Below are 17285 nucleotides of genomic sequence, written 5' to 3' on the forward strand. Positions count from 1 at the left end.
ATAGCTGTCGAATGATGATTGCTCCTACACAGGCTTAGTGTAGTTTTCTGATAAGGAATCCTTTTGAGCACTCCAGAAAATATGGTTCTACTTTTGCTCAACTCTTAGGGTATATCGAATCCCAAAGAACTCCCAACTAAAGGCAAACTTGCCAAGCTAGGGGCGCCTTATATCCTCCCCCTGAAGGGAGAGGTTTTACGGCGCGCTTGATAATTTAGTGGGTATTATGAAAATCAGGACATCGCCCCGCGAGATGCCAAAAAAAATGGAGGAATACATGGAATTTTCCCGTCTTGTCCGCGAGCGCCATTCCGTGCGCAAGTTCACCGAAGAACCCGTTTCCAAAGAGCAGCTCCTGCGCCTTTTGGAGGAAACACGCCTTGCCCCCACTGCCGTAAATCACCAGCCCCAGCGCTATCTTGTGATTACGGAAAAGGCGGGCATGGAGAAGCTTTCCCGCTGCACCAAATACACCTTTGGGGCACCCTGCGCCATCGTGGTCTGCTGCAACAGGGACGAGGCCTGGGTGAACCGCTATACTGGCGAAATGAAGGGCGAGGTGGACGCTGCCATCGCGGCAACGTACCTCATGCTTGCCATACACGACGCAGGCCTTGGCTCCTGCTGGGTGGGAAGCTTCGACCCGAAGGCGCTCACAGAGGAATTCGGCCTTCCGGAAAACATCTTCCCTGTTGCCATATTCCCCATCGGGCACATCGCCCCGGTCTCCGAGCCCGCAAAGAAGCACTTTGAGAGGAAGAGCCTCGACGAGGTCACTGTCTGGGAACACTTCTAGCCAGGCGCAAAAGCATGCAAAAACGAAAGGGGATTCCCGAAGGACCATGAGCCTTCGGGAATCCCCTTTTTATGCTTTTTGGAAAAGCCCTAGCCTATGAGGCTTCCGGCAGGCACAGCCTCTTCGGGACGCAGAAGAACTACCTTGCCGTCCCTTTCGGCCGTGAGGATCATGCCGTAGCTCTTGGCGCCGCGTATGGTGCGCTCCGGCAGGTTCAGGATGGCGCACACCTGAGTGCCAACCAGATCCTCGGGCTTGTAGTACATGGCTATGCCGGAGAGGATCTGCCTTGGCTTTCCCTCGCCAAAGTCTATCTCGAAGCGCAAAATGCGGTCTGCGCCGGCAAGCTTTTCGCAGGCGAGAACTGTGCCGACACGCAGGTCACAGGATTTGAACACATCAAAGGCAACCTCGGGCCTCGGCTTCGCAGCCTCCTCTTCCTCCTTGCGCTTCCTGGCCTTTTCCTGCATGATCCTGGACTCTTCCTCGAGCTTTGCCAGCATTTCCTTCGCGTCTATGCGCGGGAAGACGTTGGAGGCAGGGGCAATCTTTATGCCCGGATAGAGACCACCGAAACAGCTAATCTCGTCGTCGATGATGAGCTCGGGGCTTTCGCCCTGACTGATTTCCTGGCCCAGCTGCTGGAGCATTGTGATGGAGGCCTTGGGCATGACAGGCCAAAGGGCCAGGGCCACCTTGCGCATGCAGGCAAGGAGCACGTAGAGCACTGTTCTCAGACGCTCGGTCTTGCCCTCCTTGGCCAGCGACCAGGGAGCCTGGGTGTCCACATACTTGTTGAGAGCGCGCACCAGTTCCCACAGGCTCTCGAGGGCCTTGGCAAACTGGATGCCCTCGAAGAACTTCAGGTAGTTGCGCAGGGCTTCCGCGCAGTCGTTCATGATGGCGCGATCGTCGTCCGTCTTGTCCCTGGGCTGGGGAACAATGCTGTTCTCGTACTTGGCAGTCATGCTCAGCACGCGGCTGAAGAGGTTGCCGAGATCGTTGGCAAGGTCCGTGTTCACGCGGCCGATGAGGGCCTCGTAGTTGAAGTTGGCGTCCGAACCGAACTGCATCTCGCGCAAGAGGAAGTACCTGAAGGCATCCGAGCCGAAGAGCTCTGTCATGCGACAGGGGTCGACCACATTGCCAAGGCTCTTGGACATCTTGGTGTCGCGCATGAGCCAGTAGCCGTGCACGTTCAGGTGGTTGTAGAGGGGGATGCCGGCAGAGCGCAGCATGGTGGGCCAGAAGATGCCGTGCGGCTTCAGGATGTCCTTGGCTATGCAGTGATCTGCAGGCCAGAAGGTCTTGTAGTCCTCTCCGTCCGGGTAGCCCAGAAGGCTCACGTAGTTCACAAGGGCGTCAAACCACACATAGGTCACGTAGTCCTTGTCGAAGGGAAGCTCAATGCCCCAGGTGAGGCGGCTCTTGGGACGGGAAATGCACAAATCCTCCAGGGCGCCGGAATCGAGCATGCCGAGCAGCTCCTTCCTGTAGCGCTCGGGACGGATGAAGTCCGGGTGATCCAGGACGTACTGTCTGAGCCAGGGCAGGTATTTGGACATCCTGAAGAAGTAGTTCTTCTCCTTGATGTACTCCGGCTTTGTCAGATGCTGGGGGCACAGGCCGTCCACCAGCTCCTTTTCCGTGTAGAAGCGCTCGCAGCCCGTGCAGTAGTGGCCGCCGAATTCGCCGAAGTAGATGTCCCCGCGATCGTACACCTTCTGCATGATCTCCTGCACCACGCGCTTGTGGGCCGGATCCGTTGTCCGCACAAAGCGGTCGTTGGCGATCTGCAGGGTGGGCCAGAGGTCACGGAACCTGGAGCTGATGCCGTCCACAAACTCCTGCGGGGAAAGGCCAGCCTTGGTCGCCGCCTTGACTATCTTGTCGCCGTGCTCGTCCGTGCCGGTGGAAAAGAGGGTCTTGGCACCCAGAAGCTTGTGAAAGCGTGCCAGGGCATCGGCAACTATGGTCGTGTAGGCATGCCCGAGATGGGGGTTGTCATTGACGTAATAAATGGGCGTTGTGACGTAGTAGGTCCCGTTGTGCACGTGTGCCTCCCGAAATGTTCCTGTACTGCCCCTCGCGCGGGGTACGTTTTCGGCCTTGCCGTATACTGCAATTCCTTGCAAATCTCAAATCCCCGCACATGAGCGGAGAGGAATTTTCCCTGAAAAAAATGCGTGGCAGGACTGCTCAGGCCCCTTCCTGATTTCTCGCTTGCCTTGGAGAGCGATCCGTGCGGGGACGCGCGTCACGGTTTTCACGATTTTCGCGCACCTCGTCCACGTGCCCCGGCCTGTGCTCGCGCCTGCGCTCGCGACGATCCCTGCCCTCGCGCCTGGGATCCCTCGCATCCCTTGGCTCCCGCTGCTCACGCACGTCCCTTTCGCGTGGCTCCCGGGGCGATCTTTCCTGGCGAAAGGCCGGCTCCTCGGCGTCGAGAGCGCCACCCCACTTCTCCCATTTTTCCTGAGGCCTGGCCTGCCTGGGCCTTGGCTGCTGCCTTTGCCGCGGCTGGCGGGAAGAAGGGTGTGAGGCGGAAAGATGAGAGGAGGCAGGATGAGCGGCATCCTGCGACAGATGGGGCTCCTGCGAAGAGGCGGAAGCGGCCGCCCCTGGCGCATCTGCCTCGGGACGCGTCCCTGTCCTTGCCCTGGACTCATCGGCTGCAGGCTGTGCAAGCTGATGCGGTCTTTGGCCCTGACCTGCGGGCTGTTCGGGCCGGGAGGACTGTGCGGAAAGAGGGGGCACAAGGCCGGCGGACCTTTTCCAGGACTCCTGGCCGCGGCCCTGCTGCCTGTAGCTCACACGGCCCGTGACAAAGGTCTGCTTCTGGGGCTTTTGCCTTGATGGCCTTGCCTTCCTGTGCTCCGGCACATCGTCCTCGGGGAATTCGCCGTCGTACTCGTCGCCGTAGCACTGCAGGGGGCTTTTGTAGTGCTCGGTACTGTCCCTGGGACCGCCTTCGATCTTCACGGGATTCATGGCGTTCCATTCCTCGAGGCTGAAGCGCACTTCCTCGCCGCCCTCTGCGAGGCAGGTCACGCTGTTCTGGAACATGTTGCTGCGCACGACCTTGAAGTGACCCCTTGCGGTGGCATAGCGCTTGCCCGGCCTTGGAGAGGCGTTGTGGAACTTCTCGTAGTTTTCCTGCTCGTAGGCAAGGCAGCAGAGCAGGCGCCCGCAGATGCCCGAGACCTTGGAGGGATTGAGAAAGAGATCCTGTTCCTTGGCCATGCGTATGGTCACAGGGGCGAACTGGTGCAGATAGCGCCTGCAGCAGCAGACCATGCCGCAGTTGCCCACTGCGCCAATCATCTGGGTTTCGTGACGCACGCCTATCTGGCGAAACTCGATGCGCAGCCTGTATTCGTGCACAAGGTCCTTCACGAGCTCGCGAAAGTCTATGCGCGACTGGGCCGTGAAGTAGAAGATGAGCTTTGTGCGATCGAGGAAGACCTCCACGTCCACAAGCTTCATTTCGAGGCTGCGCCTTGCCACGCAGGCTTTCCAGAACACGCCCGCCTCGCGGCCAAAGGAGCGGTTTTCCTCCTCCTTCGCAAGATCCTCGGGCGTTGCCCTGCGCACGACCTGACCGAGAACACCCTCCTCGACATCGTCCAGATCCTTGTGCGGACCGGACACGACCCTGCCAAGGACCTGTCCCTGGTCCAGGGCGACAACGGCAACATCGTCGGTACTCAGTTCCTCGGCGCTGTGAAAATAGCTTGTCTGGGCAAGCTTGTGGTAGGTGAGAGCGTATATGGGCATGGCAACTCGTTGTCTTTGATGCTTTTGAACGCCCCTTTGGGGGCGCATGTGTGAAGGAAACTGCTATTTTCGGGCATACACTTCCTTTTGTCAAACAGAACGCAAAAAAATGCGCGACTTTGGGAAGGCAGGGTGAGGCGCAGACAAAAACATGAAGTACTGCTTCAACTTCAGGCACAAGACGGCAAAAATTTGAAGTATTGCTTCAAAAACATGGTTCCCCTGGCTTGGGGCAATCTCGAAACATGCCCCAAATATTTGAAGTACTGCTTTATTTTTTTGCCCCTTCCTGTCCCTTTAGAAGCACCTCGTCCCTGAAAACGGCAAGAAAAAAGGCCGCTGCCCTGGAAAAGACCTGATTCTTCTTCCAGGCAAGGCACACGTCCACCTCCATGGCAGGGGCAAGGCGGCGAAAGACAAGGCTTCCGTCCTCGGGCAGGCGCAGTATGCCCTCAAGACAGAGGGCAAGGCCCATGCCCTGCTCCACCAAAAGGGACGCGTTGTAGAGCAGGTTGTAGGTGGCAACCACGTTGAGGCTCTGGTGCGTCTTGCCAAACCAGGCGGCCATCTCGTTTTGCAAGAGCCTCTGCCTGGAGGTGATGAGGGGAATATCTGCAAGGTCCTGGGGGCCTATGGTTTCCCTTGCTGCCAGGGGATGGTCGCCTGGCATGAGCACGCCCCACACGTCCTTGGCAGGCAGGCGCAAATACTCGTAGCTGCGCATGTCCACTGGCTGGATGAAAATGCCAAAATCCGCAAGGCCCCTGTCCAGACGCTCGCGCACATCGTCGCCATTGCCGCTGAAGATGTTGAAGGAAAGCCCAGGGTGCCTCTCGGCAGCCTTGCGGGCAGCAAGTGCAACATAGCGCATGGCCCTGGTCTCGCCGCCGGCTATGAAGACCTCTCCTGCCACCTGGCTTCCCTCGCGAAAGGCCTGCCTGGTCCTTTCCATGAGCTCAAGGATTTCCCCTGCCCGCTTTTGCAAAAACTTCCCCTCTTCCGTGAGGGTGATGTGACGCCTGCCGCGCAGAAAAAGCTTTGTGCCAAGCTCCTCCTCAAGGTACTGCATCTGCCTCGAAAGCGCAGGCTGGGTCATGTTGAGGCTCCTTGCTGCAGCGCTGATGGTCTTGTCGCGCACGATGGCCAAAAAGAGATTGAGCGAATGTATGTCCATGGTATCGACCTCCACAGTTTCGGGGCCTTTTTCGACAGTGTTCCTGCGCGGCTCATACCATAACTTTTTCTTATGGTAAATGATAAAATATCAGTATTTGACATTTTACTGGCTTTGCATAAGCCTCCCTCCAACAGGAGCCCATCAGGGCACGAGACAAAACAGAAAATATCCCGGCATTCACGATTAAGCCGGTCCTCACGGAGAGCCATATGGAACTGAAAGAACTGCTCGATCACCTTGACCGCGGCCAGGATCTTGTTGGCGGCACCGCCCCCAACAACACCATGAATTTCTATTCCTCCAAATGCATCAAACTGTGCGCGGAACTCAATTCGGGCTACCATACGCCGGAAGAAATACGCTCCATCATGTCCCGCATCACGGGCGTTCCCATAGATGAGGGCTTCAGGCTTTTCCCTCCCTTCTACTCGGACTTTGGCAAAAACATCCGCTTTGGCAAAAACGTCTTTGTGAATGCCTTATGCTGTTTCCAGGACCAGGGCGGCATACGCATAGGCGACAACGCCCTCATAGGCCACCGCGTGACCTTTGCAACCTTAAACCACGACATTGACCCCGAAAAGCGCCACATACTCCACTGCGCGCCCATACACGTGGGCAGGAATGTCTGGATAGGTGCCGGTGCCACCATATTGCCCGGTGTGACCATTGGCGACGGTGCAATAGTGGCAGCCGGGGCCCTGGTCAACAGAGACGTACCCCCGAGAACCATTGTCGGCGGCATGCCTGCCAGAGTGCTCAAGACCATAGACTAACGGAATTTCAGACCCGGCGCAAAAAACGCCGCGGGTAAAGAGGGAGAGACGCCATGCTCTACGAGACTCACTACCAGGAAGGAAAGAGAGTCAGCTACAAAAAGTACGGGGATACCATTGCGGCCCTGCTCTTTCTGCCTCCGACTTCGAGGAAGGCAAAAAATATCCTGCCATTGTGACGACACACCCTGGCGGTGGCGTGAAGGAGCAGTGCTCCTCGCTCTACTGCTGGCACATGGCACGCCATGGCTACGTTGCCCTGGCCTTCGACGCATCCCATCAGGGCGAGAGCGAGGGGCTTCCCCGCTACGTGGAAGATCCCTTCTCAAGGGTGGAGGACATCCGCGCTGCAGTGGACTACCTCTGCTCCCTCGACTTTGTGGACGAGACGTGCATTGGCGCCATGGGTGTGTGCGCAGGCGCAGGCTACACCATGAGCGCCATTCAGAGCGATTTGCGCATCAAGGCAGCTGCAGGCATCAGCACCTGGTGCACCGGCAACAGCGCCCGCAACGGTTTCCCAGGCGTCAACATACCCAACTACATGCAGTGGTTACTCAAGGAAGTGGCAGCTGCACGTATTGCCGAGGCTCGCGGAGAAGAGCCCCGCTACTGGACCTATGTGCCTGCCACGAAGGAGGACATGGACGAGAACACGTCCACAATTCAGCGCGAGGCGCACGAGTACTACAGGACCGTTCGCTGCTGCTACCCCACCTCCGTGAACAAATACCTTGTCTCGAGCAACGACAAGCTGGCCTCCTTCGACGCCTTTGCCTACATTGACACTGTGGCGCCAAGACCCCTGCTCTTCATAGTGGGAAGCCGTGCCGAGACCCGCTACTTCACGGACGACGGCTTTGCCAGGGCAAGGGAGCCAAAGGAACTCTTTGTTGTCGAGGGCGCAAGCCACGTGGACCTCTACGACAAGCCCGAATTCGTGAACCCTGTTGTGGAGAAGCTTTTGGACTTCTTCGGCAAGGCCCTGAAGGGCGAGTAGCCATATCCCTGCAAAGACGGGACACAGCAGGAGGGCCGCCAGGGGCTCAAATGATCCCCGGCGGCCCTCTTTGTGCATTGCGAAAGGTCTCAGCTCTCCTTCGCGCTCTTGTCCTGTGCCTGCGTCCCTTCAGAGCCAAAGGCCATGCGCTCGAATTCCTCCTCGCTCACGGGTTTCGAATAGAGGAAGCCCTGGCCCACCTGGCAGGAACACGAGCGCAAAAATTCCCGCTGCTCCTCGGTCTCGACGCCCTCGGCAATGACCTTCATGCCTAGCCTGTCGGCAAGCTCCACCACCATCCTGATGACCTCGCTGCTCTTTTCCATGTCACCCGAGGAGAGAAAGCTCCTGTCTATCTTGATGGTAGCCACACTGAGATCGGGCAGAAGGTTCAGGGAAGAATAGCCTGTGCCAAAATCGTCGATGGAGCACTGGAAGCTTGCCTTGCGCATGCCGTCCACGACTCTGCGTATGGATGCCGGATCCTTGTAGAAGGATGTCTCGGTGATCTCGAGATCCAGATACTCGTGGGGCACGCCGTAAGCATCCGCGATCTTCGCGAGCTCCTCTGCCAGGGAAAGCCTGTTTTCCAGATCGCAGCGGGAGAGGTTCACGGATACTGGCAAAAGCCTGTAGCCCTTGGCAATCCACCCTGCCATCATGGCGCACACCCTCTTGAAGACCCACATGTCGATTCGCTTCACAAAGCCGTTGCGCTCGAAGAGGGGAATAAACTCGTCCGGCATGATGAGCCCGAGCTGGGGATGGTGCCAGCGAACCAAGGCCTCTGCCCCGCAGATGATGCCAGTGCTCAGGACAACCTTGGGCTGGAGGAGGATGTAGAAGTCCCCCTCCTCCAGACTCTGCGTCATGCAGCTCTCGATGCTGTGCCAGCGCCTGGCCCTTTGCATGTCCTCCTCGTCAAAGAACCCGTAGTGGATGAAGTTGCCAAAGGACATGGAAGCCCTTTCCCTGGCCAAATCCGCATGGTCCTTGACGACTGCAAGGTCCGACACTTCTTCTGTTATCGGACAGATGCCCACACTCACGGAAAAGCTGCTGTTGCGCCCTGTTCCCTCCCTGGACCCGAATTCCCGGATGGAGGCCTGCATGGCCCTGTCGAGTGAGGAGAGAATAAGGTCCTGGCCTATGCCGCACACGAGCAGCATGAACTTGTCCCGGCTCGCGCGACAAAGGCAGGTAGCTTCTCCAGGCAGTTCCCGCTTCATGTTGGCGTACAGGAGGGAAAGAAGCCTGTTGCCTTCCTCATGGCCAAAGAAGTCATTGATGAGCTTGAATCTGTTGATGTCAATGCAGTAGAGACTCGCGTCCTCCCGCCCTGCAAAAGCCATCTTCCTGTCATATTCGAGCTCGAAGCGCACCGGACTCATACCTCGCGTTACGGGATCCACAAAGGCGAGCCTTCGGCAGTATCTGTAGAAGAGGCAGAGCATGACGCACAAAAGCCCCAGAAGGCCTGTGCTCAGGACAAAGAGCATGTAGACAGTCCTGTCCACAAAGGCAAATTCCTCTATGCCAAAGCGGCCAGTGCTCACCACGAGCGTACAAAGATTGTATTCCGGTATGGGCACAAGAACGGCGCTGTGGGACCTTCCGTCCTTCGAGGTAAAGGCAAAGCTCGTTCTCTTGCCTCCGCTTTCCTCTATACGCCTTGCCATGCCCTCCTTTTCCATCTCCTCGGCTATGGCTTCGAGGTATCTTGACCTGCTTTTTTGCTCTTCATCGGCAAAGTCCGAGGATTCGAGCAGCAAAGTCCCCCTGCTGTCAAAGATGGAGAAGACGAGCTTGCCGTCCAGAAGTGCGCTGTTCAGGATGTTGCGGCCAAGGTGAAGCCCCACATCGGCCACTACGGCGCCCACCACCATATCGTCCTGAAGCACCGGCACTGCCAGTCCCAGATGCCCGGCATGGTTCCCCTCCTCTCCGTCCTCCAGCAAAAGACGGCAGTCAAAGACAGATGTCACACCCCCGAGAGCAGCCATGACAGCACTGTTGTCCGTAAAATCGTACCTCTTGCCAGCGTGATCGTGTCCGACACCGTTTGTGCCAACATAGATGAGACTGTCCAGACCAAGTCTGTTGTAGATCCTTTCCACCCTGGCAAAGTGTTCCTCGTCCGAGTCGTGTACATGCCCCATGCCCACCGCTTCCATGGCATGGCTGCTGGCATTGATGCGCAGGGCAATGGCCCTGCCTATCCTGCTGGCCGTTTCCTCGAGAAAGCGAAAGTTGCCTTCGCGGATATTGTTCTCGATTTTCCATACACCAAGGCTGAATACGGCAAAAAAGCAGAGCAGGGAAACTATCAGTATGCTTCCCATGCGCCTTCCGGGCACAACCAGGAACCTTCTTGTCATGCGATCGAGCGTTATCGGCATACTGCACCTTGCGGAAAATGGTGAGAAACAGGAAAAAACGGGTGGAAACGGGAACCAGGCGCGTCACAGACAATCAAGCCTGCAAGGCCGGGAAAAGGACACAAAAAGTGAAGAACACAAAGAGCGAAGGACACAATTTGGAAGCATACACTCTTTGCCCGCACTTTTTCTTTGCGTCAAGCAATTGTCGCAAAGGACAAAAGTGCGCAAGTCACTCCTGACTTTCGGGAAAGCCGGGAAAGTCCCGGCTGAAACAGGGAACAGGTCTGTGCAGGAAAAAGCGTTGTTGCTGCCCTTTGCAGGCACAGTCAGAGAAAAACAGTATTGTGAACTGATATTGATTGCAGTAGTACTTCCTTTTGTTTTGCCTAAAACAGGAAGGAAACATCCTGCAAATTCCCTTCACTATAGAAAGAGCCGACTGAAAGTCAATCGTCTTGCTCGCAAAGATGCAGAAAAGAAAATGCACTGATGGAGCGGATTTTGCAGCATTCACTTTGCATGCCCCCTTGCTGCAGAGGCTGGCACCGGGTTTGGGCAGATTGGACAAATCCATGAAGAGGGCTCCATTCTCTTCCAGGGCTTGTTCCGCGTGCCTGTTCCCTGTTCGGGCAAGCGGTTTTTGTGAACCTGCACTGGTCTCACCGTCCTCGATACGCTGGCAAAAACCATTTGCCTGCCCTTGTGAATTGGCATATTTTGCAAGGAGCAGCGTTTCAGGGCAGGCCTGCCCCATGGACAACCCCCTGGGACACAAGATCCAAAAGGAAACACAGGGAATGCAATCCCTGTCGCACAGGGGGGAATGGTCGTGAACATCTTCAGATCCTGCCCGGGACCGGCCGGCGTGGCCGCTCGGATGCTTTTCCTTGTTGCCCTTGTGCCCGCACCAATCCTTGCCCAGGAACTTTCAGACATTCCGTCCGCCAAGACAGAAAGGCTTGCGCAGGACAATCTCAGGCTGCCGGGCACAGGAACAGTCACGAATCCCGGGGACATGGAAAGCCTTCTCAGGGATGCAAGAATGCGCAGCGCTGGCGCATCTTCCGCAACGCCCCCTGCGCCCACATCCCCTTCAACCTCCACGCCACCCTCCCTGATCCCGCCGCTTGCACCATCCCTCAGGATACCACAGGACCAGGATACGGATGCACAACTCAGTGACATCCCCCAAAAAGCGGACGACAGCCCCCTTGCCAAGAGTCTGGACAGGGAGCGCTCCGATGTGACAGCACCAGAGGACGCCGGCACAAGGCCCGGCTCCTACTACATAGGCACCATCCGCCAGTCCGGATTCTTCGAGCTCATCATCCGCGGGAATGCTATCTACGCCCTGCAGAACAACGGCACCGAACTGGCCCTGCCGGAAAGTGTGCGCCCCCTGCCCGTTCTGGGCTCGGAGCTTTCCTACGTGACCATCAGTGCGCCCCAGGAACAGGAACTCGGTGTTCCGAGGGGACTCTACATCTTTGCTGCGGACGGTTCGGAAACAGCCTTTCTCAAGTCCGCGCACGCGGAGCACTGCAGGGCACTCTACCTCTCCCCGGACGGACAGGTTCTGGCCATAGACATGGGCGGCAACGTCAACCACCATCTCTTCCTGCTCTCCTGGCCCTCGCGCGCATCCCTTGACGTGGAGCTGAACTACTATCCCGGCTCTTCCATAGAAACAGCCCAGAGGGAGGAAATGGAACGCCGCGCGGCAAAGGCTGCCGAAGCGGCAGAGGAAGCCCTGGCCGAGCAGGAAGGAACAAAGGCGCGGGAGAGGAAGAAGGACAGGAGAAGGGCGCGAAAGCTCGAGAGGGAAAAGGTCTCCCTCACGGACAGGCCCCTTGTCTGGCACTCGGGCCACGGCCTCATCTTCCGCATCATGAACACGGACACGGCCCGTCCCTGCGGGTACGATCCATGTGGCGTTGTCTCCGTACGCTCCTGGTTTCCCCACGAGGACGGAGCAAGCGAGCGCGTACTCTGCGCAGGCACAGAGCTGTGCGACTGCGCCATGGATGATCTTCTGGACAGAAAGGGCGAGCCCTTTGCCGATGTGAGCATGCAGTGCACGCGCAACATTGGCGAATGGCGCACAAGGACGGACAAGAAGACCTCCTTTACCCTGGAAGTGCCAGTGCGCTGAGCAAGGCCAGGGCAACTGCCCATCACGCAAAAAAGCCAAAAATGCAAGGGTCGCACCCCTCACCGGGATGCGACCCTTTCACTTTGTCTGAAAAAGGAGGCAGCTGCCCCTGCTCACCACTTGTGGAAGATCACAAAGGCCGCTGCCACTATGAGGGCAAAGCCCAGGATATAGTTCCACTTGAGCTCCTCCCCAAGCCAGATCACGGAAAAGATCATGAAGATGGTGAGCGAGATTATTTCCTGTATGGTCTTGAGCTCGGCAGCCGTAAAGTAGCCGTAGCCTGTCCTGTTTGCCGGAACCTGCAGGCAGTATTCGAAGAAGGCTATGAGCCAGCTGATGACAATGACGTGCCAGATGGAGGCTGTGGGAAACTTCAGGTGCCCGTACCAGGCTATGGTCATGAAGAGGTTCGAGCAGATGAGAAGCCCTATGGTCAAAACGGGTGTGGGAATATTCGAGAGCATGGCAAAAGGTCCATCTCCGGGAAAGGCCCGGGACCCATATGGTTGTTTGGGGTCTCAGGGCCGCAAGCGTGCAGCACAAAAGGCCCCCGGGAAAAAGGGAAAGCGCAGTCTCAGACGCACGCGCCTTCTTGTCAACAGCTTTTTGCAGCTCACACGGGGCTCTCCTTGCAAAACACCTGGGGCAAAATCTGCATGCCCGCACGATTTTTTCGCTTTTTTCCCTGGCAACCCAGGCAAATGTTCACGAAGCAAAAAGGCATCTTTCCATGAAAACAAAAATGATCTAGCATGGCTGATACAAATCCCCTTTCCAGACGGGCACGCCGATCCCCATGATCGTGCCCAATTCCCCGCACGGGAGAAGCCTGGGCGGATCATCCCATTGAGACAAATCGGGAGACATCAGACCGGGAGACATATTGGGAGACATATATGGATCTGCAACAATTTCACGACATGGAACTGCGCTGTACCCAGGAGGACATGCCGCGCTGCCAAGCCGCCTGTCCACTTCACGTAGACGTGCGCGGCATGCTGGCCCTTGTCCGCAAGGGGGACTTTTCCCAGGCCTACGCCCGCTATGCGCAGACCGTCCCCTTCCCCCGCATCCTCGCCCGTGTCTGCGACCATCCCTGCGAAAAAGCATGCCTGCGCAGCTCAAAGGACGACGGCATTGCCATCCGTGCCCTTGAGCTTGCCTGCGTGACCTACAACAGGCGCAATCTGCCAAACCGCCCCCTGCGCACGCAAAAATCGGCCACTGTTGCCATCGTGGGCGCTGGCATAAGCGGCCTTGCGGCTGCCTCCACCCTGGCTGCCAAGGGCTACAAAGTGACAGTCTATGACGCAGGTGCCAGGCCCGGCGGACGCCTTGTGGCCTTTTCCGGGGAAACCCTGCCACGGGAAGCCATGGACGCGGATCTGCAGATCCTTGACCATTTGCGCGTCGAGTTCCGTTTTTGCGAGACAGTGGGAAACCACGCAGAGGCAACCACACGCCTCGACGATATTGTCGCACAATACGATGCCATCTACCTTGCCCCTGGCAACAGGGATTTGAGAGAGCTTGCCCCGGGCATCGATCTCGATGCAGAAGGCAGGCCGGTTGTAGACGATCTCACCCTTGCCACCAGCAATCCCAAAATCTTTGCCGGCGGCAGCTGCAGGCACAGGGATTCCTTCGTTCAGTCCGTGTGCGACGGCAAGGCTGCCATGATCTCCATTGACCGCCTGCTCCAGGGTGCCTCCCTCACCTCTGCCCGCGTCAAGGACGGCCCCCTTGTCACAGGACTTTTCACAAGCCTTGAGGGCGTGGACAAAGAACCGGTGACACGCATGGCCGATCCCCTGGCTGGCTACAGCGAGGAGGAGGCCAGAAAGGAGGCTGCACGCTGCCTTGACTGCCAGTGTCTCGAATGCGTGAAGCTTTGCGAATACATGAAGGAGTTCAGGACGACCTCCCCGCGCCAGCTTGCGAGACAGGTCTTCAAGAACATGTCCGGCGTAGGCGGCCACCGCTTCAATCTGCAGATGAATTCCTGCAGCCTCTGTGGCCAGTGCGAAGCCGTGTGCGAGAACGATTTCAACATGGCGGACATCTGCAAGAGCGCCCGCGCTTCCCTGGTCGCCCAGGGCAAGATGCCGCCCTCGGCCTTCGACTTTGCCCTGGCGGACATGCGCTACTCCAATGGCACGGCCTTTACCCTGACCCGCCACGCGCCGGGCTTGGACAAAAGCGCCTATGCATTCTTCCCCGGCTGTCAGCTCAGTGGCTCAGCCCCCTGGCAGGCACGGGCAGTCTACGACTACCTTAGGGAAAAACTGCCCGAGGGTGTGGGCATCATGCTCGGCTGCTGCGGCGTGCAGGCCGACTGGGCAGGCGAATCCGCCCTCTTCCTGGAAGCGCTTGAAAACGTGCGCGCCCAGTGGATCAGCCTTGGCAAGCCTACCATCATTGCAGCCTGCCCCACCTGCTACATGGTGTTCAAAAGGCATCTGCCGGAAATTCCCGTAGAGGCCCTGGTGCCCGTGCTTGAACGCGTGGGCCTGCCAGCCCCCCTGCCCCACGAAAAGCTGCACCTTGCCATCCACGATTCCTGTACCACCCGCTACGAGAAGGATTTGCAGGAGAGCGCGCGCCGCGTCCTTGCAGCCTGCGACGTAGACGTCTGTGAACTTCCCACGAGCAGGAAGCTTACGGAGTGCTGCGGCTTTGGCGGGCTCATGCAGATTTCCAACAGGGATCTTGCCCACAAGGTGGCAGACCGCCGCATTGGGGAAAGCCCCCTGGACTTTGTAGTCTACTGCTCCATGTGCCGCGACAATTTCAGCCACAGGGGAAAGCCCACCTACCATGTGCTGGACATCCTCTTTGGCAACGAAAAGGGAGAGGTGCGGCCAGGGCCCGCAGTTGGCTATTCCGCGCGCCACGACAACAGGGCAAGGCTTAAGCGTGAACTTTTGCGCGACCTCTGGGGCGAGGAAACTGCCCTGGAGACACCCCTTGTCCTGCACATCAGCGACGAGGTGCGCGCCATCATGGAAAAATTCCTTGTGCTCGACGCGGACGTGCGCGAGGTCATCCTCTATGCGGAGCGCACCGGCAACAGGCTCAAAAATGTGACCAACGGCCACTCTATCGCAAGCTACAAGCCCTCCCACGTCACCTACTGGGCCGAATACAGCATGGACGAGGACGGAGCTGCCACAGTCTTTGATGCCTGGTGCCATCGCCTGGAAATCGTGGGTCTTGCCAGCGTCAAGGCCTGCCCCTATTCCAAATAACAGGGCAAGGAAGGAGACAAGCAAATGGCCAGAATGAACGACGACGAGAAGAAGGGCAACGGCCAGGACATGATCTGCGCCCGCTGCAACTGCCCCCTCGAGGTGCAGGCCGTTACCTTTACCTATGTGGGATCGTCCTTCCCGGTGTCCCTCTACGCCTGCTCGAAGTGCGGCATGGTCTATGTGCCCCCTGTGCTTGCGCGCGGCTCCATGCTGGACGTGCAGCGCGCCCTGGAAGACAAGTAGGAGACCCTCATGGAAATCATGGACGAAAACTACTTCCACCTTCTTAAGCTCTCCAACGAGGACTATTCCTGCAGCCAGCTGCTCATGCAGATGGCCCTGGACGATATGGGCAGACAAAACCCGGAGCTTGTGCGCTCCATGGGCGGGCTTGTGGCAGGCATAGGCCACTGCGGCCGCATCTGCGGAGCGCTCACGAGCGGCGCCTGCCTCATCTCGTACTTTGCGGGCAAGGGCTCCCCGGACGAGGTGGAGGACAGCCGTGTCAACGAGATGATAGCGGAGCTTGTTGCCTGGTTCGAGGAGACCTTCACTCCGAAGTACGGGGGCATCAACTGCAACGATCTTCTGGACAACGACTACGAGGCCAATCACCTGAAGCGCTGCCCGGAAATACTGCTTGCGACCAACGCCAAGGTGCAGCAGCTTCTGACGGACGCTGGCTACGACATCTACACAGGCCAGTTTCTTGGCTGACCAGGGGCTTGCAGGCATAAAGGAGAGGCATATGCCCATTTATCTCAACAACGCGGCCACAGCCTGGCCCAAGGCTCCGGGCCTCGCAGAGGTTCTTTCCCAAAACCTTGCCCGCATCCCTGTGCACCCGGGGCGCACAGGCTTTGACGCGCCGGATCCCGAGCGCGACTGCAGGGAAGAGCTGGCGGCACTTTTGAAGGTGAATGACCCGGACCGCATCCTGCTTGCCGCAAACGCCACCCACGCCACAAACATGGCCCTGCTTGGGTTTGACTGGCACGAGGGGGACTGTGTTGTCACCACCCGTGCCGAGCACAACGCTGTCTTGAGGCCCCTCTACCTTCTTGAGAAAACAAGGGGCATACGGTTGCGTTTTGTGGACGTGGAGCCCTCGGGCAGGGTCTCTCCCGAGTCATGGGAAAAGGCCCTTTGCGAATGCCATCCGCGCCTTGCGGTCTTTACCCACGCCTCCAACGTCACTGGCGCCATCAACGACGCTGCAACCCTCTGTGCGCTTGCAAGGACCCATGGCGCGCGCACCCTTGTGGACGCCTCCCAGTCCGCTGGCTGTGTGCCCGTGCATCCGGACGAGTGGCAGGCGGACATGCTGGTCTTCACAGGCCACAAGTACCTCCTGGGCCCCCTGGGAACCGGCGGCCTGTACCTTTCTCCCAACATGGAGATAGAACCCGTGCTCACAGGCGGGACCGGCATCCTGAGCGACCTCAAGGAAATGCCTCGGGACATGCCCATACGCTTCGAGGTGGGCACGCCCAACTCCACCTCCTTCGAGGGGCTGGCCCACGCCCTTGCCTGGGCGAGGAAAACCCCTGCGGATCCCGAAAGGCAGGAGGCTTTGCTTGCCCGCCTTGCACAGGGCCTTGCGGATGCCGGGGCGCGCGTTGTTCCCTGGGACGGGCCACACACGCCTGTGCTCTCCTTTGTGCTGGACAACGTTCCCGTAGAGGACGTGGGCGAGATGCTGCAGTCAAGCTTTGAAATTGTCTGCCGCACAGGATTGCACTGCGCGCCACTCATCCACGAGCAGCTGGGCTTTGCCGAGGGCACGGTGCGCTTCAGCCTCTCACGCTTCACAACGGACGAGGAAGTGGATGCGGCCATAGAGGCCGTGCGCGTCATAGCAGGCTAGTATTTTGTTCTTGAAAAAACTTTAGAGGTTGTATACACTAGGTATGTGTAATTGAGAGTGGTAGGTGTCTATAAAACTGAAGTGGTCTAGCGTGTGGAGGGTATG

General features: G+C 58.1%; 15 protein-coding genes. 10 read left to right on the plus strand and 5 right to left on the minus strand.

The genetic code is table 11. From position 1 onward, the window contains the following. Nucleotides 1-277: 277 nt before the first annotated feature. Entirely contained in the window at nucleotides 278-796 is a 519-nt protein-coding gene (locus tag B5F76_RS13215) for a nitroreductase family protein (protein WP_162608854.1), read from the plus strand. An 89-nt stretch (nucleotides 797-885) separates the two neighbouring features. On the opposite strand, the gene metG is transcribed toward B5F76_RS13215, so the two are convergent. The 3 genes from metG to B5F76_RS13230 all read right to left on the minus strand — a co-directional run bounded on the left by metG (nucleotide 886) and on the right by B5F76_RS13230 (nucleotide 5747). Continuing rightward, nucleotides 886-2850: a methionine--tRNA ligase gene (gene metG, locus B5F76_RS13220; protein WP_087355361.1), complete on the minus strand. Its 1965-nt coding sequence runs from the start codon at nucleotides 2848-2850 to the stop codon at nucleotides 886-888. A 145-nt stretch (nucleotides 2851-2995) separates the two neighbouring features. Further along, nucleotides 2996-4573: a PSP1 domain-containing protein gene (locus tag B5F76_RS13225; protein WP_087355364.1), complete on the minus strand. Its 1578-nt coding sequence runs from the start codon at nucleotides 4571-4573 to the stop codon at nucleotides 2996-2998. A 271-nt stretch (nucleotides 4574-4844) separates the two neighbouring features. Next, a complete protein-coding gene (locus B5F76_RS13230; RefSeq protein ID WP_087355366.1) occupies nucleotides 4845-5747 on the minus strand; it encodes a LysR family transcriptional regulator in 903 nt (300 codons plus the stop codon). A 212-nt stretch (nucleotides 5748-5959) separates the two neighbouring features. Between B5F76_RS13230 and B5F76_RS13235 the strand changes: the two genes are divergently transcribed. The 3 genes from B5F76_RS13235 to B5F76_RS13240 are packed head-to-tail and all read left to right on the plus strand — an operon-like array spanning nucleotide 5960 to nucleotide 7526. Then, on the plus strand, nucleotides 5960-6526 hold the full coding sequence (locus tag B5F76_RS13235) for a sugar O-acetyltransferase (protein WP_087355369.1): 567 nt from the start codon (nucleotides 5960-5962) through the stop codon (nucleotides 6524-6526). Between the two features lie 53 nt (nucleotides 6527-6579). Next, nucleotides 6580-6705 carry a hypothetical protein gene (locus B5F76_RS15495; RefSeq protein WP_275074631.1) on the plus strand — a complete coding sequence of 42 codons (126 nt, stop codon included), beginning with the start codon at nucleotides 6580-6582 and terminating at the stop codon, nucleotides 6703-6705. Next, complete coding sequence (locus B5F76_RS13240) at nucleotides 6702-7526, plus strand: alpha/beta hydrolase (protein ID WP_087355371.1); 825 nt, start codon at nucleotides 6702-6704, stop codon at nucleotides 7524-7526. The genes B5F76_RS15495 and B5F76_RS13240 overlap by 4 nt, the downstream gene beginning before the upstream one ends. A gap of 89 nt (nucleotides 7527-7615) precedes the next feature. On the opposite strand, the gene B5F76_RS13245 is transcribed toward B5F76_RS13240, so the two are convergent. Next, complete coding sequence (locus tag B5F76_RS13245) at nucleotides 7616-9925, minus strand: EAL domain-containing protein (protein WP_087355372.1); 2310 nt, start codon at nucleotides 9923-9925, stop codon at nucleotides 7616-7618. Between B5F76_RS13245 and B5F76_RS15005 the strand changes: the two genes are divergently transcribed. Further along, nucleotides 9903-10397 (plus strand): hypothetical protein, encoded by a 495-nt coding sequence (locus B5F76_RS15005; RefSeq protein WP_162608855.1) that lies wholly within the window; start codon nucleotides 9903-9905, stop codon nucleotides 10395-10397. The genes B5F76_RS13245 and B5F76_RS15005 overlap by 23 nt on opposite strands. A 339-nt stretch (nucleotides 10398-10736) precedes the next feature. After that, complete coding sequence (locus B5F76_RS13260) at nucleotides 10737-12059, plus strand: hypothetical protein (protein ID WP_144268494.1); 1323 nt, start codon at nucleotides 10737-10739, stop codon at nucleotides 12057-12059. A 113-nt stretch (nucleotides 12060-12172) separates the two neighbouring features. Here B5F76_RS13260 and B5F76_RS13265 read toward each other — a convergent pair whose 3' ends face one another. Then, nucleotides 12173-12526 (minus strand): DMT family protein, encoded by a 354-nt coding sequence (locus tag B5F76_RS13265; protein ID WP_087355380.1) that lies wholly within the window; start codon nucleotides 12524-12526, stop codon nucleotides 12173-12175. Nucleotides 12527-12958: 432 nt separating this feature from the next. On the opposite strand from B5F76_RS13265, the gene B5F76_RS13275 reads away from it, so the two are divergent. From B5F76_RS13275 to B5F76_RS13290, 4 genes are read left to right on the plus strand one after another with little or no spacing between them, the layout of a single operon-like run. Further along, a complete protein-coding gene (locus B5F76_RS13275; RefSeq protein WP_087355384.1) occupies nucleotides 12959-15310 on the plus strand; it encodes a pyridine nucleotide-disulfide oxidoreductase/dicluster-binding protein in 2352 nt (783 codons plus the stop codon). A 24-nt stretch (nucleotides 15311-15334) separates the two neighbouring features. Continuing rightward, entirely contained in the window at nucleotides 15335-15556 is a 222-nt protein-coding gene (locus B5F76_RS13280) for a DVU_1557 family redox protein (protein ID WP_087355386.1), read from the plus strand. 9 nt (nucleotides 15557-15565) lie between these two features. Then, entirely contained in the window at nucleotides 15566-16030 is a 465-nt protein-coding gene (locus B5F76_RS13285) for a DVU_1555 family C-GCAxxG-C-C protein (protein ID WP_087355389.1), read from the plus strand. A 31-nt stretch (nucleotides 16031-16061) separates the two neighbouring features. Beyond that, nucleotides 16062-17180, plus strand: a complete 1119-nt coding sequence (locus B5F76_RS13290; protein ID WP_087355392.1) for an aminotransferase class V-fold PLP-dependent enzyme — start codon at nucleotides 16062-16064, stop codon at nucleotides 17178-17180. Nucleotides 17181-17285 lie beyond the last annotated feature (105 nt).

The sequence above is a fragment of the Desulfovibrio sp. An276 genome (genome assembly GCF_002159665.1).
Lineage (GTDB): Bacteria > Desulfobacterota > Desulfovibrionia > Desulfovibrionales > Desulfovibrionaceae > Desulfovibrio > Desulfovibrio faecigallinarum.

What these genes read in the sequence shown, in the direction of transcription:
- B5F76_RS15495 (WP_275074631.1), top strand. Translation starts at nt 6,580, where the DNA reads ATGCTCTACGAGACTCACTACCAGGAAGGAAAGAGAGTCAGCTACAAA.
- B5F76_RS13215 (WP_162608854.1), top strand. Translation starts at nt 278, where the DNA reads ATGGAATTTTCCCGTCTTGTCCGCGAGCGCCATTCCGTGCGCAAGTTC.
- B5F76_RS13235 (WP_087355369.1), top strand. Translation starts at nt 5,960, where the DNA reads ATGGAACTGAAAGAACTGCTCGATCACCTTGACCGCGGCCAGGATCTT.
- B5F76_RS13245 (WP_087355372.1), bottom strand. Translation starts at nt 9,925, where the DNA reads ATGCCGATAACGCTCGATCGCATGACAAGAAGGTTCCTGGTTGTGCCC.
- B5F76_RS13230 (WP_087355366.1), bottom strand. Translation starts at nt 5,747, where the DNA reads ATGGACATACATTCGCTCAATCTCTTTTTGGCCATCGTGCGCGACAAG.
- B5F76_RS13290 (WP_087355392.1), top strand. Translation starts at nt 16,062, where the DNA reads ATGCCCATTTATCTCAACAACGCGGCCACAGCCTGGCCCAAGGCTCCG.
- B5F76_RS13285 (WP_087355389.1), top strand. Translation starts at nt 15,566, where the DNA reads ATGGAAATCATGGACGAAAACTACTTCCACCTTCTTAAGCTCTCCAAC.
- B5F76_RS13265 (WP_087355380.1), bottom strand. Translation starts at nt 12,526, where the DNA reads ATGCTCTCGAATATTCCCACACCCGTTTTGACCATAGGGCTTCTCATC.
- B5F76_RS15005 (WP_162608855.1), top strand. Translation starts at nt 9,903, where the DNA reads ATGCGATCGAGCGTTATCGGCATACTGCACCTTGCGGAAAATGGTGAG.
- B5F76_RS13275 (WP_087355384.1), top strand. Translation starts at nt 12,959, where the DNA reads ATGGATCTGCAACAATTTCACGACATGGAACTGCGCTGTACCCAGGAG.
- B5F76_RS13225 (WP_087355364.1), bottom strand. Translation starts at nt 4,573, where the DNA reads ATGCCCATATACGCTCTCACCTACCACAAGCTTGCCCAGACAAGCTAT.
- B5F76_RS13280 (WP_087355386.1), top strand. Translation starts at nt 15,335, where the DNA reads ATGGCCAGAATGAACGACGACGAGAAGAAGGGCAACGGCCAGGACATG.